The following is an 18,973-nucleotide window of genomic DNA, read 5'->3' on the forward strand; positions in this document are numbered from 1 at the left end:
AACACAAATTTGTTATTTATTATTTTCCAAGACAAAATTGACTGAATAATTGCGTGATGAGTTCATCTTGAACACTATCACCCACGATTTCTCCTAAATAATCCCAGCAACGGGTCATGTCAATTTGTACCAGATCCACCGGCATTCCCGCCTCGATGCCACCGATTACATCACCAAGAGATTGCCCGGCTTTTTCCAGCAAAGCGATATGGCGCGTATTGGAGACGTAAGAGGCATCCTTTTCACCGGTCCCGCCAGCAAAAAACAAATCCGCGATGGCATTTTCCAACTGATCCAATCCCTCTTGTTCCAACACAGAGACAGCAAAGACAACACTGTCCCCCGCCAAAACAGCCACTTCAGCCAGGTCCAATTTTTGAGGCAGATCGGTCTTGTTCAACAAGATGATTCGCTTGCTGTCACGAGTCAGTTCCAACAAGGTACGATCCGCCACAGTCAACGCTTCACTTTGATTCAGAACCAAAAGAATCAAATCAGCCTCGGCCAGCGCTTTTTTACTGCGCTCAACGCCGATTTTCTCAACGACATCTTCGGTATCGCGAATGCCCGCCGTATCGATTAGCTTGAGAGGAACCCCCCGCACGTTGACGTATTCTTCAATGACATCTCGGGTCGTACCGGCAATATCTGTGACGATGGCTTTTTCCTCGTCCAGCAGGTAGTTCAACAGGCTGGATTTGCCGACATTGGGCCGGCCGATAATGGCTGTGCTCAACCCTTCCCGCAGAATTTTTCCTTGTTGGGCTGTCACTAGCAGTTGATTGATTTGTCCTTGGACCTGATTAGCTTTTTCCAACAAAAGCCGCGTAGTCAGCTCTTCTACGTCATCGTATTCCGGATAGTCGATATTAACCTCTACTTGGGCGAGGGTCTCTAAAATTTCTTGGCGTAAGGAGCGAATCAAGGCAGACAAATTACCGTCCAGCTGATTTAGCGCGACATTCATGGCTTTGTCCGTCTTGGCCCGAATCAAATCCATCACTGCTTCGGCCTGTGACAGATCAACACGGCCGTTTAAAAAGGCCCGCTTAGTAAACTCTCCTGGCTCTGCCAGCCGCGCGCCTTGCCGCAATGCCAGCTGTAAGATCTGATTGGTAACTACCATACCGCCGTGACAGTTGATTTCCACGACATCTTCTCGTGTAAAGGTTTTGGGTGCCCGCAACACGGTGACCATCACCTCATCCACCAATCGCTGATCAGCGGGGTCCACGATGTGTCCATAGTGAATCGTATGGGTGGGAACCTCCGCCAGACATTTACTGCCACTCTGGTAGATTTCAGCAGCGATTTTGACAGCTTCTTCCCCGCTGAGACGAACGATGGAAATCGCTCCTTCCCCCGGCGGTGTCGAGATTGCCGCGATCGTATCGAATTCCTGTGTGATTTCAGCCATGACTCTGCTCCTTTTTGAATCGTTTACTTGTCGAACTTCCGACAAAAATGCAATAAAAAAAGCGCCCCATTCGAACACGGTGGGCAAAAAAAGTTTCATTCTCAAAAACTTTCTGCCAAACGGCTCGACTTAGCACTTTCACTGCTTGTCTTCTATTTAAATTCTTCATTAATTTAGCACAATTTCAAAACCGGTGCAAGACTGCTTTTTACAGATTCAGGGGGTTTTACCTTTACTTAAAGAATCAAAAAACGGTAAAATCATAAGTGAGACGGGGAAAAACCATGCTAAACAAACGCCTTGCAAAAGCATAAATCCTTTTTGAAGCAGCAGCTGTCATAAATAACTAGTTTTGCCCACAAGCTTTGGAAAGATTCCCCAGTACAATTGGAAGGGAGCAGGTATCATGAGTATTTTCAACGATAGAAACGACAAGTCTGACGGGACAAAAGAAGAAAATCAACGAATCAAGGAGGTCATCCTCTCCACTGGCAATATCAATCGTAGCTATGTGGTACGAGACGTCATCTTTGTGGCGGAAAAATTCGAAACCGATCTTTTTGATCAGGCCGTCGATCCCAATGAATCTTTGGCAGGTATCAAATTGAAATTGCAACGAATGGCCCACGCATATGGAGCCAACGCCGTCATCAACTGCCATTTCGATCACGCCCACGTGACGGTTGAAGGCAAAACTTGCTTGGAAATCTTCGCATATGGCACCGTCGTCCAATTTATCCAATCCACAATTGGTGGTTGATTGCTTCAACGATTGCACCAGCCTTCCTTGTTTTGACTAGGACGGCTGGTGTCTTTTGTTGTCATAGAGCATCAGCCAGTTGACGCTCTTTTAGACAATAGCCCTTCCCGCTGGCAGAAGGCTGCCTATTTTTACAACAAAAAACCCTCTGTTGTATGGCTGGCAACAGAGGGCTCTCTATCAAAGTTTCGACTACTCTGGCGTCTTTCCTTCGATAAGAATGATTTCTACTAGAATATACTGTGATTCCCGGTAGATGTCAACGTATTTTTGCGGGAAACAAGGGTTATCAAAGCTTAAAAACGTTGGTATATCAGTATTTTTATTGAAATTATTCACGCCGACATTCCCTTGTTTTTCAAGGCTTGTACAAATGAAAAGACCAGCAGCTTCCACCATTTTTTAGCGGAAGCTGCTGGTCTTTTGCTGGCTTACTTTGGTAATGATTGCGTTCAAAAAAAGCTGATCAGAGGCTTGTCACAAACTCTTTTGATCTCAATAATATCTTTTCGCAGGTTCCACAACCAAGTAACGATAGGGCTCGTCCCCTTCAGAATGCGTTTGAACGGCATCATCTTTACTCAAAACGGAATGGATTTGTTTGCGTTCAAAGGCCGGCATCGGTTCCAAAAAGACCGGACGTCCGGTGCGTTTGACTTTCTCAGCAGTTCGTTCTGCCAAACGTTCTAAGATAGCTTGACGTTTTTGTCGGTAATCACCGACATTCACCACTACTGACAGTTTATTTTTGGCTACACGGTGGATGAAAACCTGTGCCAAATATTGCAGGGCATTCAGCATTTTACCGTGCTTACCGATTAAAATCCCCTGCTTTTGCGTATCCAATTGGAAAACAATCAGACCGTCTTCGCGTTTCATTTTCACCAATGCCGGTGCCTTCAGCTCATTGCTGATATTAGTCAGATACAGCGCCAACTGTGTCAGAGCCGCTTCATCCTCCAATTCCGACAAAACTTGCCGGCTATCTTCCTCCGGCACTGTAACCTCTTCAAGCTCCAGTTCAACGACTGGTGTCGCTTGGTCTTCGGCAGTAACGTCAGCCACAACCTCTTCTACCGCTTCGCTGATTTCTTCTGCGACGCTGGGCTCAACTGAAACGCGGGCGTTTTTTTTGCCCATCCCCAGAAAACCCTTTTTGGCTTCTTCTACCACTTCAATCACAGCTTCATCTTTGGCAATACTCAGCGCTGACAGCCCTTTTTGGATTGCTTCTTGCACTGTTGCCCCTTCATAAATCGGCATACTTACAACCTCCTATATCTCTTCATGATTTTTCAATGAAAAATCAGATTACTCGATACTCCATGATACCATTTCCCATCGTTTTTGGCTTATTTTCCCTAAGTAAAAATCAGACTTTGCCGGCCATTGCTGCCAAAAAAGGATCAATAAGCGGGAAAATCCGCCATCCTCGCAGATAGCGGATTTTCTGAATCATTGTATTTAGCGTTTTTTGTTGCGTTTTTTCTTCGGGTTCAATGCTTTTTGCAGCGCCCGTTCTTTTTCTCGTTGCTGTCTGGCAACTTCTTCTCTTTCGCGACGAATCTTGAAAGGATTGTTGATCAGCAGAGTTTGTACAACTTGGAAAGCATTGGAGACTACCCAGTACAGTGACAGACCACTGGCTAAGTTGATACCCATCAGCAAGATCATAATCGGCATCGCGAAGTTCATGATCTTCATGCTGGCATTGGATTCCAATTGACTCATACTCGACAGATAGGTGCTGGCAAAGGTGAACAGTGCCGCCAAAACCGGCAAGATGAAAAATGGATCCGGATGTCCCAGTTCCAACCACAGGAATTTTCCGTTGGTCAAGCTTGGAGTCCGTTGAATGGATTGCCACAGTGCCATCAAGATTGGCATCTGAACAAGCATCGGCAGACAGCCGGCGTAAGGATTCACACCATGTTCTGCATATAGTCGTTGTTGTTCGTCCCGCAGACGTTGTTGTGTCTCTGCATCTCGGGAAGCATATTTTTGTTGCAGCTCTTTTAGTTGTGGTTGAAGTTCTTGGGTCTTGCGCATGCTCTTGTTTTGAAAGTGCATCAGCGGCAATAAGATGACCCGGATAATCAACGTAAAGAGGATGATACCGATTCCGGCATTGCCAAACGACAGGGCTTTGATCGCTTGGGCAAAGTTATAAACGATGTACCGATCCCAAAATCCGGTACTGTTTGCATTGACCTCTCCGGTTCCGCAGGCGGACAAAACGAAGACCATAGCCAACATTCCCGCCAGCAAAAGAATACGTTTTTTGTTTTTCACTGGACAAAAATCCCTTCTACTTATGAATTATCAATAATTTTTGCGAGTTTCAAGACGTGGATCAGATTGCTCATGACTGCTTTTGAGTCGCAATCTTTCACAGACGGTCGCGCAATCACGATAAAGTCGATTTCCGGATCGATCTGATCTTTCAATGCAAACAGGCTGGCCCGCAGCATCCGCTTGACCCGGTTGCGCTCCACAGCGTTTCCTACCTTTTTACCGACAGACAGTCCCACACGAAAATGAGCTTGTCCCGGTTTTGCCAAACGGTAAACCACAAACTTCCGATTGGCGCAGGATTCGCCTTTTTTAAATACTTTTTGAAAATCCCGCTCTGATTTGACGCGATAAGCCTTTCTCATGGTGATCCTTCATTTCTTCTAAAATCGTTTACTCACTTTCCAATAATACCATAGAAGCCCCTCAAACTTCACCTTAAAAATTAAAAATTCCCCGTCCCATCAGTTCCCACCAAAATTAAGTTGCCATTCCTCCAGCTGCCTGCATATTTTTCGAATCAATCACACCCTGCTGCCAAAGAGAGTTGCCAAAAAAGAACTAAAAAATCAGCCGCCACCAAAAACAAGACTTTTAGCAGCAGCTGATTTTTGGGCAAAAAAAAACCACTGGACCCCAGTGGCTTAGGCAGATAAGACTTTACGTCCTTTAAGACGACGTGAAGCTAACACGCGACGTCCGTTTTTAGTGCTCATACGTTTACGGAAACCGTGAACTTTTTGGCGTTTGCGTTTGTTTGGTTGATAAGTTCTTTTCATTATTGTCCACCTCCAAGAGAGTCATTGTTCTATCACTACAGACATACTTTGATAGTATACCGAGTCCACCAGACATTTGTCAATAAATTTTTGGTGGAATGGCCTCGATCATTTTCACTGTCTTTTAGTTTTCCACAGAAATTTCCTGACTGAGGGCCTCTGCCTTCAGTTCCATTTTCAAAAAACTTATCCACATTTCAGAATTTTTTAGTTGTGCATATCTGTGGATAATGATTTTTGTGCGTTTTTAGCTCCCACAGAGTTTTTCCGAGGTTTTCCACAAATCCCCCTCCTGTATAAAAGTTTTCAACAAGGATACATTTCCCCGTGGATAACTCCTATAAACTCCTAGATATCAAGTAGAATTTCTCCCAGCTATCTGTGGATTTCTTTTTTTAGCAGCCGAAATGTCCACAGATTTTTTTATCTTGTTGATAACTTTTTTTCTTGCTGTGTATCTCTTTATCCACAGCTTATTTAACTTGTGGACAATTTACTTCTCACTTTTTCTTCGCCGGTTTTTTAGCTGAATCTGTGGAAAACTTTCGATGAACGTGCTAAATTAGGGGTACACTTAAAAAAGACTTAAGGGACTCGATCCGACGTCTGCAGCCAACCCTGCTTGTCTGTACCTGTCGCATCGTGAGCTTTGGTGTCGCCAAAACTCGCAGTTCCTGTTTTTCTTTTGTAAAAAATGCACTGATCAACCACTAATTCGTTTCGTCTTTGCAGCCGAAGCCATCATTTTTATTTCAATAAAGGAGGACAGCCATGTCGACTCTCGAGACGGTTTGGCCGAAGATACTGGAGGGGTTGCAACATGACCTCAGCGAAACCAGTTATAATACTTGGGTCCATCCGGTGATCCCTCTTTCGTTAAACAACGATCAGCTTCTCATCCAGGTTCCCAGCCCGATTCATAAAAATTACTGGGAACGCAATATCATGACTAAATTTTTGGAAAACAGTTACCGCCTGTTTGAGCGGGAGATTATTCCCAAATTGGTCGTTGAAGGCGATGAGTCGCTGACAGCAGCCCCACAGACACCACCGACTGCTGAAGTGATCGAAGAGGATGCCACAAACTCTGTTTTGAATCCCAAATACACCTTTGACACCTTTGTCATTGGGAAAGGCAACCAGATGGCCCATGCGGCGGCGCTGGTTGTTGCTGAAGAACCCGGATCCATCTACAACCCACTGTTCTTTTACGGGGGTGTTGGTCTAGGGAAAACCCACTTGATGCACGCCATCGGCCATCAACTGCTGACCAACAATCCCAAAGCCAAAATCAAATATGTCAGCAGCGAAAACTTCACCAATGATTTCATTACTTCTATTAAGAACAATGAAATGGACAAGTTTCGCCAAGAATACCGCAGCGTCGATTTACTTTTAGTCGATGATATCCAGTTTTTGGAAAACAAAGTCGAAACACAAAACGAGTTCTTCTATACCTTTGAAGAACTGTACAAAAACAACAAGCAGATCGTGCTCACTAGTGATCGCCTGCCTTCTGAGATCCCAACATTGCCGGAGCGACTGGTTTCGCGCTTTGCCTGGGGGTTATCTGTCGACATCACACCACCGGATCTGGAGACTCGTATCGCTATCTTGCGCAAAAAAGCGGAAGCAGAACGCTTAGAGATCCCAGATGATACCCTCAGCTACATCGCTGGCCAGATTGATTCCAATATTCGGGAACTGGAAGGGGCCTTGGTGCGAGTACAAGCCTTTGCCACCATGAACAATGCCGATATCACTACCAGTTTGGCCGCCGAATCCTTGAAAGCACTAAAGAGCAGCAATGGTTCTGCCCAATTGACAATCTTGCAGATTCAAGAAGAAGTCGCCAAGTATTACCACATTTCTCTGAAAGATCTCAAAGGCAAAAAACGTGTGAAAAGCATCGTTGTTCCTCGACAGATTGCCATGTATCTCTCACGGGAACTAACTGACAATTCATTACCGAAAATCGGCGCTGATTTTGGCGGCAAAGACCATACGACTGTGATCCATGCCCATGAAAAGATCCAACAACTGTTGCAGTCAGATGCTACGACTCAAAATGAAGTCGCAGAGATCAAAAATCTCCTCTTCAACTAAGCAGTCAGCAGCCAAAAACTTGATCAAATCCATTGAAGACAAATTATCACTGATAGTTGTCGTGTGGATAACCTTTTAAAAACCATAAAATTTATCCACAACTTATCCACAGTGGAAAACGGTGAACTAGCACGGCTTAAGCTGAGTTATCCACTGTTTAAACAGAGCCTACTGCTTCTATTACTTTTTCCCTTAAATCAACTAAAATCAGTAAGCAGCTACCCTTCGTTGAAGACGAGCAAGTAATAGTCGTTGCGCTCTTCAAAAAGCAATTTACTAATGATTGAACACCTGTGTATTTCAAACAAACGCAGCTAAAAAAATCCGTTGACCATTACAATTAAAAGGAGTGTTCCCCAACATGAAAGTTACCCTCAACCGATCCGTCTTTATTCAAGAATTGGCAACCGTGCAACGGGCCATTTCAAGCAAGACGACTATTCCCATCTTGACTGGGGTTAAAATCGAACTGAAAGACAGCGGACTGACCATGACCGGCAGCAACGCTGATATCTCCATCGAAACTTTTTTAGAAAGCAGCAATGAAAAAGCCCAGATGCAGATCGAATCAACGGGCGCCATCGTTTTACAAGCCCGTTTCTTCTCAGAAATCGTCCGCAAACTGCCAGAAGATACCTTCACCATGGAAGTCATGGAAAATAACCAAGTGGCTATCACTTCCGGTAAAGCCAACTTCATCGTCAACGGATTGGATCCTGACAATTATCCTCATCTGCCTATTGTGGAACGACGCAATCAAATGAAATTGTCTGTTCAGATGCTGAACCAGTTGGTCAGTGAAACTGTTTTTGCTGTTTCAGCGCATGAAAGCCGCCCAATTTTGACAGGTGTTCACTTTATTTTAGAAAATCAAAAGCTGTTGGCTGTGGCTACCGACTCCCACCGACTCAGTCAGCGACTCATTCCTATTGAAGCAGAAGCCAGCGAGTTCAATATCGTCATTCCCGGCAAGAGTCTAATCGAGTTGTCTCGTTCTTTTGCCGATGAGGAAGAAGAAGTGGAAATCAGCATTATGGAAAACCAAGTTCTTTTCAAAACTAAGAACATGCTGTTTTACTCTCGCTTGTTAGAAGGCAATTACCCCGATACCAATCGTTTGATCCCGACTAGCTTCAACACCGAAATCGAATTTGGTGTGCGGGACTTTTTGGCAGCCATTGAACGGGCATCTTTGCTGTCTCATGAAGGTCGCAACAATATCGTCCGCCTGTCGATTTCCGACGACAGCGTGATGTTGTACGGAAACTCTCCGGAAGTCGGTAAAGTAGAAGAAGCCTTGAATTACGAAAAAGTAACCGGCGAACCGTTGACGATCTCCTTTAATCCGGACTACATGAAGGCGGCACTGCGGGCTTTTGGTGATATGAGTATTACCATCAAGTTCATTTCGCCGATTCGACCATTTACCTTGGAACCAACGGAAGGCCAAGGTGAATTTATCCAATTGATCACACCTGTGCGAACCAACTAAACAGCCTCAGCTCAGTAAAAAATTGGTTAAATGTCCTACAAACTTAAGAAAGCGGCAGTTCTCTTTTGAGGCTGCCGTTTTTATTTGGCTATAGTGATTTAAGCAGCGAAAAGTTCTTGTAACCTTGGCAAATTGACTTCACATTAACAGTCACAGAAGTATGCCGGCTTCTGCGGGCTATATCACGTTTCTGATCTGTGCCAAGCTGCCTTTGACAGCTGGGAAAAAGCTGAAAATTGCAACAGCCGGAAAAACTGTTGTTCTTTCTGCTGTCCTGACAAGTTTCATGAAAATAAAAATAAGTTGCTGAAAGAGAGAAAAAATTGGAATCTCGCCGAAAAGGTCCTTAAAATCGATTTTCAGCGATTTTTTTGCTGGAGGATATTTTTTATCGAAAATATACAAGTCTTCTGAGAGTGAAAAATATCCGGAGAAATTTGTTTTTCCCCTTAAAAAAAGGTATAATATGGGTATCTGTTTTATGGTGTTTAGAGTGAAACGAGGGCTGAAAATGAAAGAAAAGATCTATCTGGACGAAACCAGCGAATATATGACGTTGGGACAAGTCCTGAAAGAGGTTAATGTCATCTCCAGTGGCGGACAAGCCAAATGGTATTTGGCAGAGACAACTGTGATGGTAGACGGTGAGCCGGAAAATCGCCGTGGCCGCAAGCTGTACCCGGGGATGATGATCGAGATACCTGATGAAGGTACTTTTTTTATGGCGAAAAAGGATCCCGACGATGCGGCTGAATGACCTCTACCTGCGGAATTTCCGCAATTACGAGGAGCTGTCTTTGACCTTCGACAAAAATATCACGATTTTTCTTGGAGAAAATGCGCAGGGAAAGACCAATGTTCTGGAAAGCATCTATGTGTTGGCCATGACCCGCAGCCACCGCACCACCAACGAGCAAGAGCTGATTCGTTTTGATCAAGATCATGCTTATCTCAAAGGGGACCTGACCAAGCGGGGAGCCACTGTGCCGTTGGAGATTACCCTTACTAAAAAAGGCCGCAAGACGAAGGTGAACCACATCGAGCAAAAAAAGCTTTCCAGCTATGTGGGTCAGATGAACGTAATCTTGTTTGCGCCGGAGGATCTTTCTCTGGTGAAGGGTACTCCTCAAATCCGGCGAAAGTTCTTAGACATGGAGATTGGCCAGATTGATCCCATCTATCTGTATGATCTGGTGCAGTACCAAGGGGTTTTAAAGCAGCGCAATCAATACCTCAAGCAGACTGCCGGTGATAAAAAGCCGGATCCTGTTTATCTGGAAATCCTTGATGAGCAGTTGGTGTCCTTTGGAGCCAAGGTTTTGTTTGCCCGTCAGCGTTTTGTAAAACGGCTGGAATACTGGGCCAATGCTCTTCACCAAAAGATTAGCCGGGAAAAGGAGCATTTGACGCTGAAATATGTGTCTTCCATTGCCTTTGACGAGGCAGCTGATCTAGCGGCTATCAGTGACGCATTCACAGCCGCACTGCTGAAAAGTCGTGAGAAGGAACGTTTTCGGATGAGTACACAGGTGGGGCCGCACCGAGATGACCTCAGTTTTGCTATCAATGGCAAGGATGTTCAGACCTATGGTTCCCAAGGGCAGCAGCGAACCACCGCATTGAGTGTCAAACTGGCAGAGATTGATCTGATGAAAGAAGAGACAGGGGAATTTCCCATTTTGCTTTTAGATGACGTGATGAGCGAATTGGATGATTCTCGTCAGCTTCATCTTTTGGAAACCATCGAAGGTAAAGTTCAGACCTTTTTAACCACTACCACCTTGGAGCATGTCAAAAATAAGATGACGGTAGAACCCGCCATCTATTATGTAACACAAGGACATATCACCAAAGAAGCAGCTTCAACGGATCAGCTATAGATCCCTTTTTATTTAGATAAATCGACTTTAGTGGCAGGCAACAGCCGTTAAAGTTTTCCCTGATCTTGCAGCAAGCTGGCAGTTTTGTAAAAAATGAACGGGATTGCCCGCCGCTGGACCATTTTTGTGTCTCGCCGCTGCGTTTCAGACAGAAAGGAGCTTTTCGTTAATGACAGAAGAAGAAAAGAACAAACAGGAACTTGCCAAGGCTTATGATGCCAGCCAGATCCAGGTCTTAGAAGGCTTGGAAGCGGTGCGTAAACGTCCTGGTATGTATATTGGTTCCACTAGCGGCGAAGGTCTCCATCACTTGGTTTGGGAAATTGTCGACAACTCGATTGATGAAGCGTTGGCCGGCTTTGCTACCAAGATTGAAGTTATTGTGGAGCCAGACAATAGTATCACCGTCGTGGATGACGGCCGAGGAATTCCCGTGGACATCCAAGCCAAAACGGGGCGGCCAGCTGTTGAAACAGTGTTTACCGTTTTACATGCCGGCGGTAAATTTGGCGGTGGCGGATACAAAGTTTCCGGGGGGCTGCATGGGGTGGGTTCATCCGTTGTTAACGCCCTTTCCACTAGTTTGGACGTCAAAGTTTATAAAGATGGCAAAATCTATTACCAAGAATACCGTCGTGGGGCAGTTGTAGATGATTTGAAAGTCGTCGGTGAGACAGAACTTCACGGAACCACCGTTCACTTTATTCCCGATCCGGAAATCTTTACTGAAACCGTGGAATTTAACTTCGATAAATTATCAACTCGGGTGCGGGAGCTGGCCTTTTTGAATCGCGGTTTGCGCATTTCGATTGAAGATCGGCGCAGCGAAGAACCAGTCCTGAGAGAATATCATTACGAAGGCGGAATCAAGAGCTACGTTGAGCATTTGAATAAAGGTAAAGACGTACTCTTTCCTGAACCAATCTATCTGGAAGATGAGCAGCAAGATATCGCTGTGGAAGTATCCATGCAATATACCAACAGCTACCACACCAATATTTTGAGCTTTGCTAACAATATCCATACCTATGAAGGCGGAACCCATGAATCCGGCTTTAAAACAGCTCTGACCCGGGTAATCAACGACTACGCCCGACGCCAAAAGCTGATGAAAGAAAATGACGAGAACCTCTCCGGTGAAGATGTGCGGGAAGGCCTGACAGCAGTTATTTCAATCAAACACCCAGATCCGCAGTTTGAGGGACAAACGAAGACTAAACTAGGAAATTCGGAAGTCCGGACAGTCGTCGATCGTCTGTTTTCAGAACACTTTATGAAATTCTTGATGGAAAATCCAACAGTCGGTCGTCAAATTATCGACAAAGGAATCATCGCTTCAAAAGCTCGGATGGCCGCAAAACGTGCCCGTGAGATGACTCGGCGTAAGGGAACACTGGAGATCAGCAATCTGCCAGGGAAATTAGCGGACTGTTCTTCAAACGATCCAGAAAAATGCGAATTGTTTATCGTCGAAGGAGATTCAGCCGGTGGTTCTGCTAAGCAAGGACGTAACCGCGAATTTCAAGCAATCCTGCCAATCCGCGGGAAGATTTTGAACGTAGAAAAAGCGAGCATGGACAAGATTTTGGCCAACGAAGAAATCCGTTCCTTGTTTACTGCGATGGGAACGGGCTTCGGTGCTGATTTTGATGTTTCGAAAGCTCGTTATCATAAACTGGTTATCATGACCGATGCCGATGTCGATGGTGCCCATATTCGAACCCTACTTTTGACCCTGTTTTATCGTTATATGCGTCCTATCGTAGAAGCCGGTTACGTTTATATCGCTCAGCCGCCTTTGTATGGGGTGAAACAAGGGAAAAATATCACTTATGTCCAACCCGGCAAAGATGCAGAAGAACGCCTGCAAGCAACTATTGATGCACTGCCAGCCACACCGAAGCCAAGCATTCAGCGTTATAAAGGGCTGGGGGAAATGGACGATCATCAATTGTGGGAAACAACGATGGATCCAGAGAATCGCCTGATGCTGCGGGTATCTGTTGAAGATGCAATCGAAGCCGACCAGGTTTTTGAAATGTTGATGGGCGACCGAGTGGAACCACGTCGAAACTTTATCGAAGAAAATGCACATTACGTCAAGAATCTAGACATTTAAGGAGGGAGAATGAACTGTGGAAGATCATAAAGAAAATATCCAAAACGTCAACCTGACCAGTGAAATGAAGACCTCCTTCATCGATTATGCGATGAGTGTCATCGTGGCGCGGGCCTTGCCAGATGTGCGTGACGGATTGAAGCCGGTTCACCGCCGGATTTTATACGGAATGAACGAATTGGGTGTAACGCCGGACAAGCCTCATAAAAAATCAGCCCGGATTGTCGGGGATGTCATGGGTAAGTATCACCCCCACGGCGACAGTGCCATCTATGAGTCAATGGTGCGGATGGCGCAACCCTTCAGCTACCGCTATATGCTAGTAGACGGCCACGGGAACTTTGGTTCAGTGGATGGTGACGGGGCTGCTGCGATGCGGTATACCGAAGCCCGTATGAGTAAACTGGCAATGGAAATGTTGCGAGACATCAATAAAAATACGGTTGATTTCATCAGTAACTATGATGATTCCGAAAAAGAACCGGAAGTTTTGCCGGCTCGTTTCCCGAACCTGTTGGTAAACGGAACTACCGGGATCGCCGTCGGTATGGCTACCAATATTCCACCCCATAACTTAAGAGAAGTTACAGCTGCTATTGAATTGCTGATGGACGATCCTGAGGTAACCACCAATGAGTTGATGGAAGTCTTGCCTGGGCCGGACTTTCCTACTGGCGGTTTAGTCATGGGTAAATCCGGTATCCGCCGAGCGTACGAAACTGGTAAGGGATCGATTACTGTTCGGGCAAAAGTGGAAATCACGGAGATGCCTAACGGAAAAGAGCGAATTTTAGTCACCGAACTGCCTTATATGGTGAATAAAGCCAAGTTGATCGAACGCATTTCTGAGCTGCACCGGGACAAGCGGATCGAAGGAATCACTGATTTGCGGGATGAATCATCTCGGGAAGGTATGCGGATTGTTATCGATGTCCGAAGAGACGTTAGCGCTTCTGTTATTTTAAATAACTTGTATAAAATGACTGCACTGCAGACTTCTTTTGGCTTCAATATGTTGGCCATCGAAAAAGGTGTACCGAAGATTCTCAGCTTGAAAGAAATCCTCGTAAACTACGTCGAGCACCAAGAAGAAGTCATCACTCGCCGGACGCAATTTGACAAAGACAAGGCCGAAGCACGGGCCCACATTTTGGAAGGTCTGCGGATTGCTTTGGATCACATTGATGAAATTATTGCCATCATTCGCGGATCCAAAACCGATGACGAAGCTAAAAATACTATGATGGAACGCTTCAAACTCTCCGATCGTCAGGCACAAGCCATTTTGGATATGCGTTTGCGCCGTCTGACCGGTTTGGAACGAGACAAGATTGAAGCGGAATATCAGGAATTACTGAAACTCATTGAAGACTTGAAAGATATTTTGGCTCGTCCAGAACGGGTACGAGAAATCATCATTACCGAACTGAAAGACGTTGCTAATCGCTTTGGTGACAATCGTCGGACAGAACTTCTGGTAGGCGAAGTATTGAGTTTGGAAGATGAAGATTTGATTGAAGAAGACGAAGTAGTTATCACATTGACCAACAACGGCTATATCAAACGCGTAGCCAACAGCGAGTTTCGTGCGCAACGCCGCGGTGGCCGAGGCGTTCAGGGGATGGGGGTCCACGATGAAGACTTCGTGAAGACACTGGTATCTTGCTCGACCCACGATACACTTCTCTTCTTTACCAATATGGGGAAAGTCTACAAAGCAAAAGGTTACGAGATTCCTGAATATGGCCGTGCTGCCAAAGGAATTCCAGTCATTAATTTGCTGGGGATTGATTCCAACGAGAAGATCCAAACGATTATCGCTGTCAATGGCGGCCCAGAATCCGGTCGTTACCTCTTCTTCACCACTCGATTAGGAATTGTCAAACGGACGTCAGTCGATGCCTTTTCTAACATTCGCAGCAACGGTTTGATCGCAATCGGACTTAAAGAGGGCGACGAACTGGTCAGCGTTCTGGAAACAGCTGGTGATTCTACAATCATCATCGGGACCCACAGCGGCTATTCTGTGACCTTTAAAGAAGAAGTTGTTCGAGATATGGGTCGAACGGCAGCCGGTGTGCGAGGAATCCGCCTTCGTGACGAAGATTATGTAGTCGGTGTTGCCACCTTGAGTGACGACAAAGAAGTATTAGTAATTACCGAAAATGGCTACGGTAAACGTACTTCCGGAGCGGAATATCCGATCAAGGGCCGTGGTGGTAAAGGGATCAAAACTGCCAATATCACTGCTAAAAACGGTCCATTGGCGGGCTTAACGACGGTGGACGGCACGGAAGACATCATGGTCATCACTGACAAAGGTGTCATTATCCGCTTCAACGTGGAAGGTGTCTCACAAACTGGTCGAGCAACGCTGGGTGTTCGCTTAATGCGGATGGAAGACGATGCAAAAGTCGTTACCATGGCAGTTATCGAACCAGAAGAAGCCGAAGAACAAGAAACTGAAGCAATTGAAACACCCGAACAAGACGTATAAGAATCATTACGGGAGCTATGACAAAAGTCTAGTCACCATCTTGTAAAGGGAAAATAAAAAACGTGAGCTACAAGCAAAAGAGAAGGCATTTCCACTAAAAATGGTGGAAGTGCCTTCTTTTTTCGCTGCTGAAAATTTCAAACACAGACTAACAGGGATGAAATCAAGGGCAGTCTGTGCTTCTCCTATACGCAGGACAATGTTGCCTCTAAAGACTAGGGAACTATTTACTAACATAGATTCTCTTACTTAGTTGTTGAAACCTGCGGCGTTTATCATCTAGAAATGATTGAGGTCACAAGCTCCTTTTTGGGAAGCTGAACAGACCAGCTTGCAGCTAAGCCTAGACAAGATTGGACAGTTTTAGCTGTGGAAAACTTAACGGTAAAAAAACTGGCTGAAGGCGACGATTGACGATTGTTGAAAAGTAAAGAAGGCTGTTCTAAAAGTTTTCCACAGTGGATAAGTTTTAGCAGCGGAAGTCTTTTTCGCCAGCTCGTTCAAATTGGCCCCAGTTGTGTGCTTAGAAGCTGGCGATTTGTTGTTTTACGAGCAGGTATGGAGGGGATTCTTCTGGGGAATGATGGTTGTTTGATTGACAGCTCCGTGTTTTCCGTTGTAGAATAGCTTTAATTTAAGAGGTAGAAGCGATGAGGGAAACGAGTACCTTTGCAGATGTTCTTCAGAGAGTAGCCGGGTGGTGAGAGGCGCGGACACAGCAGATGGGAATACAGTCCTGAGCTGCCGGTGGAATCAAGTAGACCGGATCGGAGTTGCATCCGTTAACAATGCACAAGTATGTTGGTACTTGGTTGAGGAGTCTTTTGCGTAAGCAGGACTCGAAAAAAGGTGGTAACGCGTGTAAACGTCCTTTGGCTATATAGCCAGAGGGCGTTTTTTTTGACGATAACAACAAGAAGAAAGGATGAAGTGAGTTTATGAAGTACACAATTGACCAGCAGCTAGCAATCATTAAAAAAGGTGCCGCTGAAATCGTCTCAGAAGATGAGTTACGAAAAAAATTGTTAAAATCTGCCGGTGAAAATAAGCCGTTGGTGATCAAATTAGGGCTGGATCCCACGGCGCCGGATATTCACTTAGGCCACGCCGTAGTCTTACGCAAAATTAAGCAGATGCAGGATCTCGGACATCAGGCAGTGATCATTATCGGGGATTTTACCGGTAAAATCGGGGATCCCTCTGGTCGCAGCAAAGGGCGGAATCAGCTTTCAGAAGAGCAAGTCAAACAAAATGCCAAGACCTATGTAGCACAGCTAACACAGATTCTAGATCCTGAAAAAACTGCGGTACGATTCAATAGTGAGTGGCTATCGCAACTGGATTTTAGTGACACGTTGGCCTTGGCACAGACGATTTCCGTAGCTCGAATGCTGGAGCGGGATGATTTTGCCCGCCGCTACCAAAATCAAATCCCCATCGGTCTACATGAATTCTTTTACCCCTTGATGCAAGCGTATGATTCACTAGCTATTGAAGCAGATATCGAGATTGGCGGAACGGATCAGACATTCAATCTCTTAATGGGACGGCACCTACAAAAACATTTTGATAAAGAAAAGCAGGTAACCATTTTTATGCCTTTACTAGAAGGGCTGGATGGTGTTGAAAAGATGAGTAAATCATTGGGAAATTACATCGGGGTAGCTGAGGCGCCGTTTGTCATGTTCAAAAAGGTGATGGAAGTTCCGGATTCATTGCTGCTTAAATACTTTTTGTTAGCTACAGATCTGCTGCCTTCAGAAATAACAGCATTACAAGAACGGCTGGAGACAGGGGAAAATCCACGGGATATCAAGTTGATCTTAGCTACTGAAATCACCGGGTTGTACCACGGAAAAGACGTCGCACTACAAGCAAAGCAGGAGTTCATTACCGTTTTCCAAAGAGACGGGATTCCTGAAACTATGCCGGAAGTAAGTCTTGGGGAAATTAGCAGCCTGACTGGGCTGGCTTCGTTGCTGGTAGAAGCAGGAGAGCTCACCAGCCGGAGTGCGTTTCGTCGACTAGTGGAGCAAGGCGGCGTGCAGTTGAATGGCGCCAAGCTTTCTATAGCACTTTTTGAAGAAACACAAGTTACTCCCAGTGATATCATACGTCTAGGTAAAAAGCGGTTTATTCGTCTGATCTGAGCGCTCTCTTTTTATGTATTGTCTCTGATTAAAGCCAATGACAATTGAAAGCTTTCTCAGCGGAAATTCTACTTTGTTTGCGTAATTGTTGTTGGAGGAGTCGGGATGGTTGACCGCCCTCCTGTCAAATATTTGGAAGCTTTTATTCTAGAAGTAAGCAATAAAAAGCTTGATTTATGGGATGATTTCCTGTATACTTTTACTTTGTGAGTAGTCTGAAAAGACAGCTCTCTCTGCTCTCAGACAAGCTGAGGGCCAAAGTCCATAGGGAGGTGAAAATCAATGGAAAACACGAAATATGAAGTTATGTACATCATTCGTCCAAACATTGATGAGGAAGCAAAAGCTGCTTTGATCGAACGTTTCGATGCAATCTTGAAAGACAACGGTGCTGAAGTCGTTGAATCAAAAGATTGGGAAAAGCGCCGCTTAGCGTATGAAATGAACGGATTCCGTGAAGGTATCTACCACATCGTCAAAGTTACTTCTCCATCAACTGCTGCTGCGATCAATGAATTTGACCGTTTGGCAAAAATCAACGACGATATTCTTCGTCACATGATTATCAAGGAAGAAGCATAATTCATCCGAAATGTTTCACGTGAAACATTTTTGACGATGAGGAGAGGAGCGTGAACCTTTTGATTAACAATGTCGTCTTAGTCGGTCGTCTGACCAAAGATCCCGATTTGCGATTTACTGGTAATGGAGCTGCAGTAGCAACCTTCACATTAGCCGTCAATCGTAATTTCACCAACCAAAACGGTGATCGGGAAGCTGATTTCATCAACTGCGTGATTTGGCGTAAACCTGCAGAAACACTGGCAAATTATGCTAAAAAAGGTACCTTGCTAGGCGTGACTGGGCGGATCCAAACGCGTAATTATGAAAATCAACAAGGTCAACGTGTGTATGTCACTGAAGTAGTAGCCGATAACTTCCAATTGTTGGAGTCTCGTCAACAATCCGAGCAGCGTCAACAACCTGGTAGCGGTTATAATAACAACAGCAGTGCTGGTAACTTTGGTTCTTCCAACAGTTACAATAGCGGACAAAACACTGGCAACTCATTCGAACAAAATCAAAACCAATCTTCTCAACCATTCAACGGGATGCCGAATTTCGATCGGGATACTGCTGATCCATTCAGCAATTCTGGAACGTCTATCGACATTTCCGACGATGATCTACCATTTTAACAGGTAAATTGACAGGAGGGAATTTAAATGGCACAACAACGTAGAGGCGGACGTAAACGTCGTAAAGTTGACTATATCGCAGCTAACCATATCGAATATATCGATTACAAAGATATTGAATTGCTTAAACGCTTTATCAGTGAACGTGGGAAAATTTTGCCACGTCGTGTAACTGGTACCGGTGCGAAAAATCAACGTAAATTGACTATCGCTATCAAACGGGCTCGTATCATGGGTCTGTTGCCGTTCGTAGGCGAAGAATAAGATGTAATCAAGCTTTCG

The 18,973-nt window shown here is 45.1% G+C and carries 16 protein-coding genes and 1 other annotated feature; of the genes, 11 read left to right on the forward strand and 5 right to left on the reverse strand.

Annotation, left to right across the window (positions count from 1 at the left end):
- Positions 1–19: 19 nt before the first annotated feature.
- Positions 20–1,417: a tRNA uridine-5-carboxymethylaminomethyl(34) synthesis GTPase MnmE gene (gene mnmE / locus ACOMA8_RS04230; protein WP_421368793.1), complete on the reverse strand. Its 1,398-nt coding sequence runs from the start codon at positions 1,415–1,417 to the stop codon at positions 20–22.
- Between the two features lie 406 nt (positions 1,418–1,823).
- Between mnmE and ACOMA8_RS04235 the strand changes: the two genes are divergently transcribed.
- Positions 1,824–2,177 carry a heavy metal-binding domain-containing protein gene (locus tag ACOMA8_RS04235; RefSeq protein ID WP_161900395.1) on the forward strand — a complete coding sequence of 118 codons (354 nt, stop codon included), beginning with the start codon at positions 1,824–1,826 and terminating at the stop codon, positions 2,175–2,177.
- A 495-nt stretch (positions 2,178–2,672) separates the two neighbouring features.
- Here ACOMA8_RS04235 and jag read toward each other — a convergent pair whose 3' ends face one another.
- The 4 genes from jag to rpmH all read right to left on the reverse strand — a co-directional run bounded on the left by jag (position 2,673) and on the right by rpmH (position 5,248).
- Positions 2,673–3,440, reverse strand: a complete 768-nt coding sequence (gene jag, locus ACOMA8_RS04240; protein ID WP_421368795.1) for an RNA-binding cell elongation regulator Jag/EloR — start codon at positions 3,438–3,440, stop codon at positions 2,673–2,675.
- Between the two features lie 201 nt (positions 3,441–3,641).
- Positions 3,642–4,469 carry a YidC/Oxa1 family membrane protein insertase gene (locus ACOMA8_RS04245; protein ID WP_161900393.1) on the reverse strand — a complete coding sequence of 276 codons (828 nt, stop codon included), beginning with the start codon at positions 4,467–4,469 and terminating at the stop codon, positions 3,642–3,644.
- Between the two features lie 20 nt (positions 4,470–4,489).
- Positions 4,490–4,834 (reverse strand): ribonuclease P protein component, encoded by a 345-nt coding sequence (rnpA, locus tag ACOMA8_RS04250; RefSeq protein ID WP_161900392.1) that lies wholly within the window; start codon positions 4,832–4,834, stop codon positions 4,490–4,492.
- 279 nt (positions 4,835–5,113) lie between these two features.
- A complete protein-coding gene (rpmH, locus tag ACOMA8_RS04255) occupies positions 5,114–5,248 on the reverse strand; it encodes a 50S ribosomal protein L34 (RefSeq protein WP_010766794.1) in 135 nt (44 codons plus the stop codon).
- A 771-nt stretch (positions 5,249–6,019) separates the two neighbouring features.
- Between rpmH and dnaA the strand changes: the two genes are divergently transcribed.
- The 10 genes from dnaA to rpsR all read left to right on the forward strand — a co-directional run bounded on the left by dnaA (position 6,020) and on the right by rpsR (position 18,955).
- Positions 6,020–7,354, forward strand: a complete 1,335-nt coding sequence (gene dnaA / locus ACOMA8_RS04260) for a chromosomal replication initiator protein DnaA (RefSeq protein WP_161900391.1) — start codon at positions 6,020–6,022, stop codon at positions 7,352–7,354.
- 361 nt (positions 7,355–7,715) lie between these two features.
- Complete coding sequence (gene dnaN, locus ACOMA8_RS04265; RefSeq protein ID WP_161900390.1) at positions 7,716–8,846, forward strand: DNA polymerase III subunit beta; 1,131 nt, start codon at positions 7,716–7,718, stop codon at positions 8,844–8,846.
- Positions 8,847–9,357: 511 nt separating this feature from the next.
- Complete coding sequence (gene yaaA, locus ACOMA8_RS04270) at positions 9,358–9,603, forward strand: S4 domain-containing protein YaaA (RefSeq protein ID WP_161900389.1); 246 nt, start codon at positions 9,358–9,360, stop codon at positions 9,601–9,603.
- The gene (recF, locus tag ACOMA8_RS04275) at positions 9,590–10,726 is read left to right on the forward strand and encodes a DNA replication/repair protein RecF (protein ID WP_421368800.1); all 1,137 of its coding nucleotides are present in this window, start codon (positions 9,590–9,592) and stop codon (positions 10,724–10,726) included. Before yaaA ends, recF begins: the two co-directional genes overlap by 14 nt.
- A gap of 169 nt (positions 10,727–10,895) precedes the next feature.
- The gene (gyrB, locus tag ACOMA8_RS04280) at positions 10,896–12,845 is read left to right on the forward strand and encodes a DNA topoisomerase (ATP-hydrolyzing) subunit B (protein WP_161900387.1); all 1,950 of its coding nucleotides are present in this window, start codon (positions 10,896–10,898) and stop codon (positions 12,843–12,845) included.
- Between the two features lie 16 nt (positions 12,846–12,861).
- Positions 12,862–15,342 (forward strand): DNA gyrase subunit A, encoded by a 2,481-nt coding sequence (gene gyrA / locus ACOMA8_RS04285; protein ID WP_421368803.1) that lies wholly within the window; start codon positions 12,862–12,864, stop codon positions 15,340–15,342.
- A 641-nt stretch (positions 15,343–15,983) separates the two neighbouring features.
- Positions 15,984–16,218, forward strand: a binding site (T-box leader).
- 62 nt (positions 16,219–16,280) lie between these two features.
- On the forward strand, positions 16,281–17,492 hold the full coding sequence (gene tyrS / locus ACOMA8_RS04290) for a tyrosine--tRNA ligase (RefSeq protein ID WP_421368805.1): 1,212 nt from the start codon (positions 16,281–16,283) through the stop codon (positions 17,490–17,492).
- 282 nt (positions 17,493–17,774) lie between these two features.
- Positions 17,775–18,074, forward strand: coding sequence for a 30S ribosomal protein S6 (gene rpsF / locus ACOMA8_RS04295; protein ID WP_161900384.1), 300 nt, complete (start codon positions 17,775–17,777; stop codon positions 18,072–18,074).
- Positions 18,075–18,133: 59 nt separating this feature from the next.
- Complete coding sequence (ssb, locus tag ACOMA8_RS04300; protein WP_161900434.1) at positions 18,134–18,691, forward strand: single-stranded DNA-binding protein; 558 nt, start codon at positions 18,134–18,136, stop codon at positions 18,689–18,691.
- Positions 18,692–18,718: 27 nt separating this feature from the next.
- A complete protein-coding gene (gene rpsR, locus ACOMA8_RS04305; protein WP_161900383.1) occupies positions 18,719–18,955 on the forward strand; it encodes a 30S ribosomal protein S18 in 237 nt (78 codons plus the stop codon).
- Positions 18,956–18,973: the final 18 nt, after the last annotated feature.

Origin of the sequence: Enterococcus infantis (assembly GCF_049166715.1) — a bacterium.
Classification (GTDB): Bacteria; Bacillota; Bacilli; order Lactobacillales; family Enterococcaceae; genus Enterococcus_C; species Enterococcus_C leclercqii.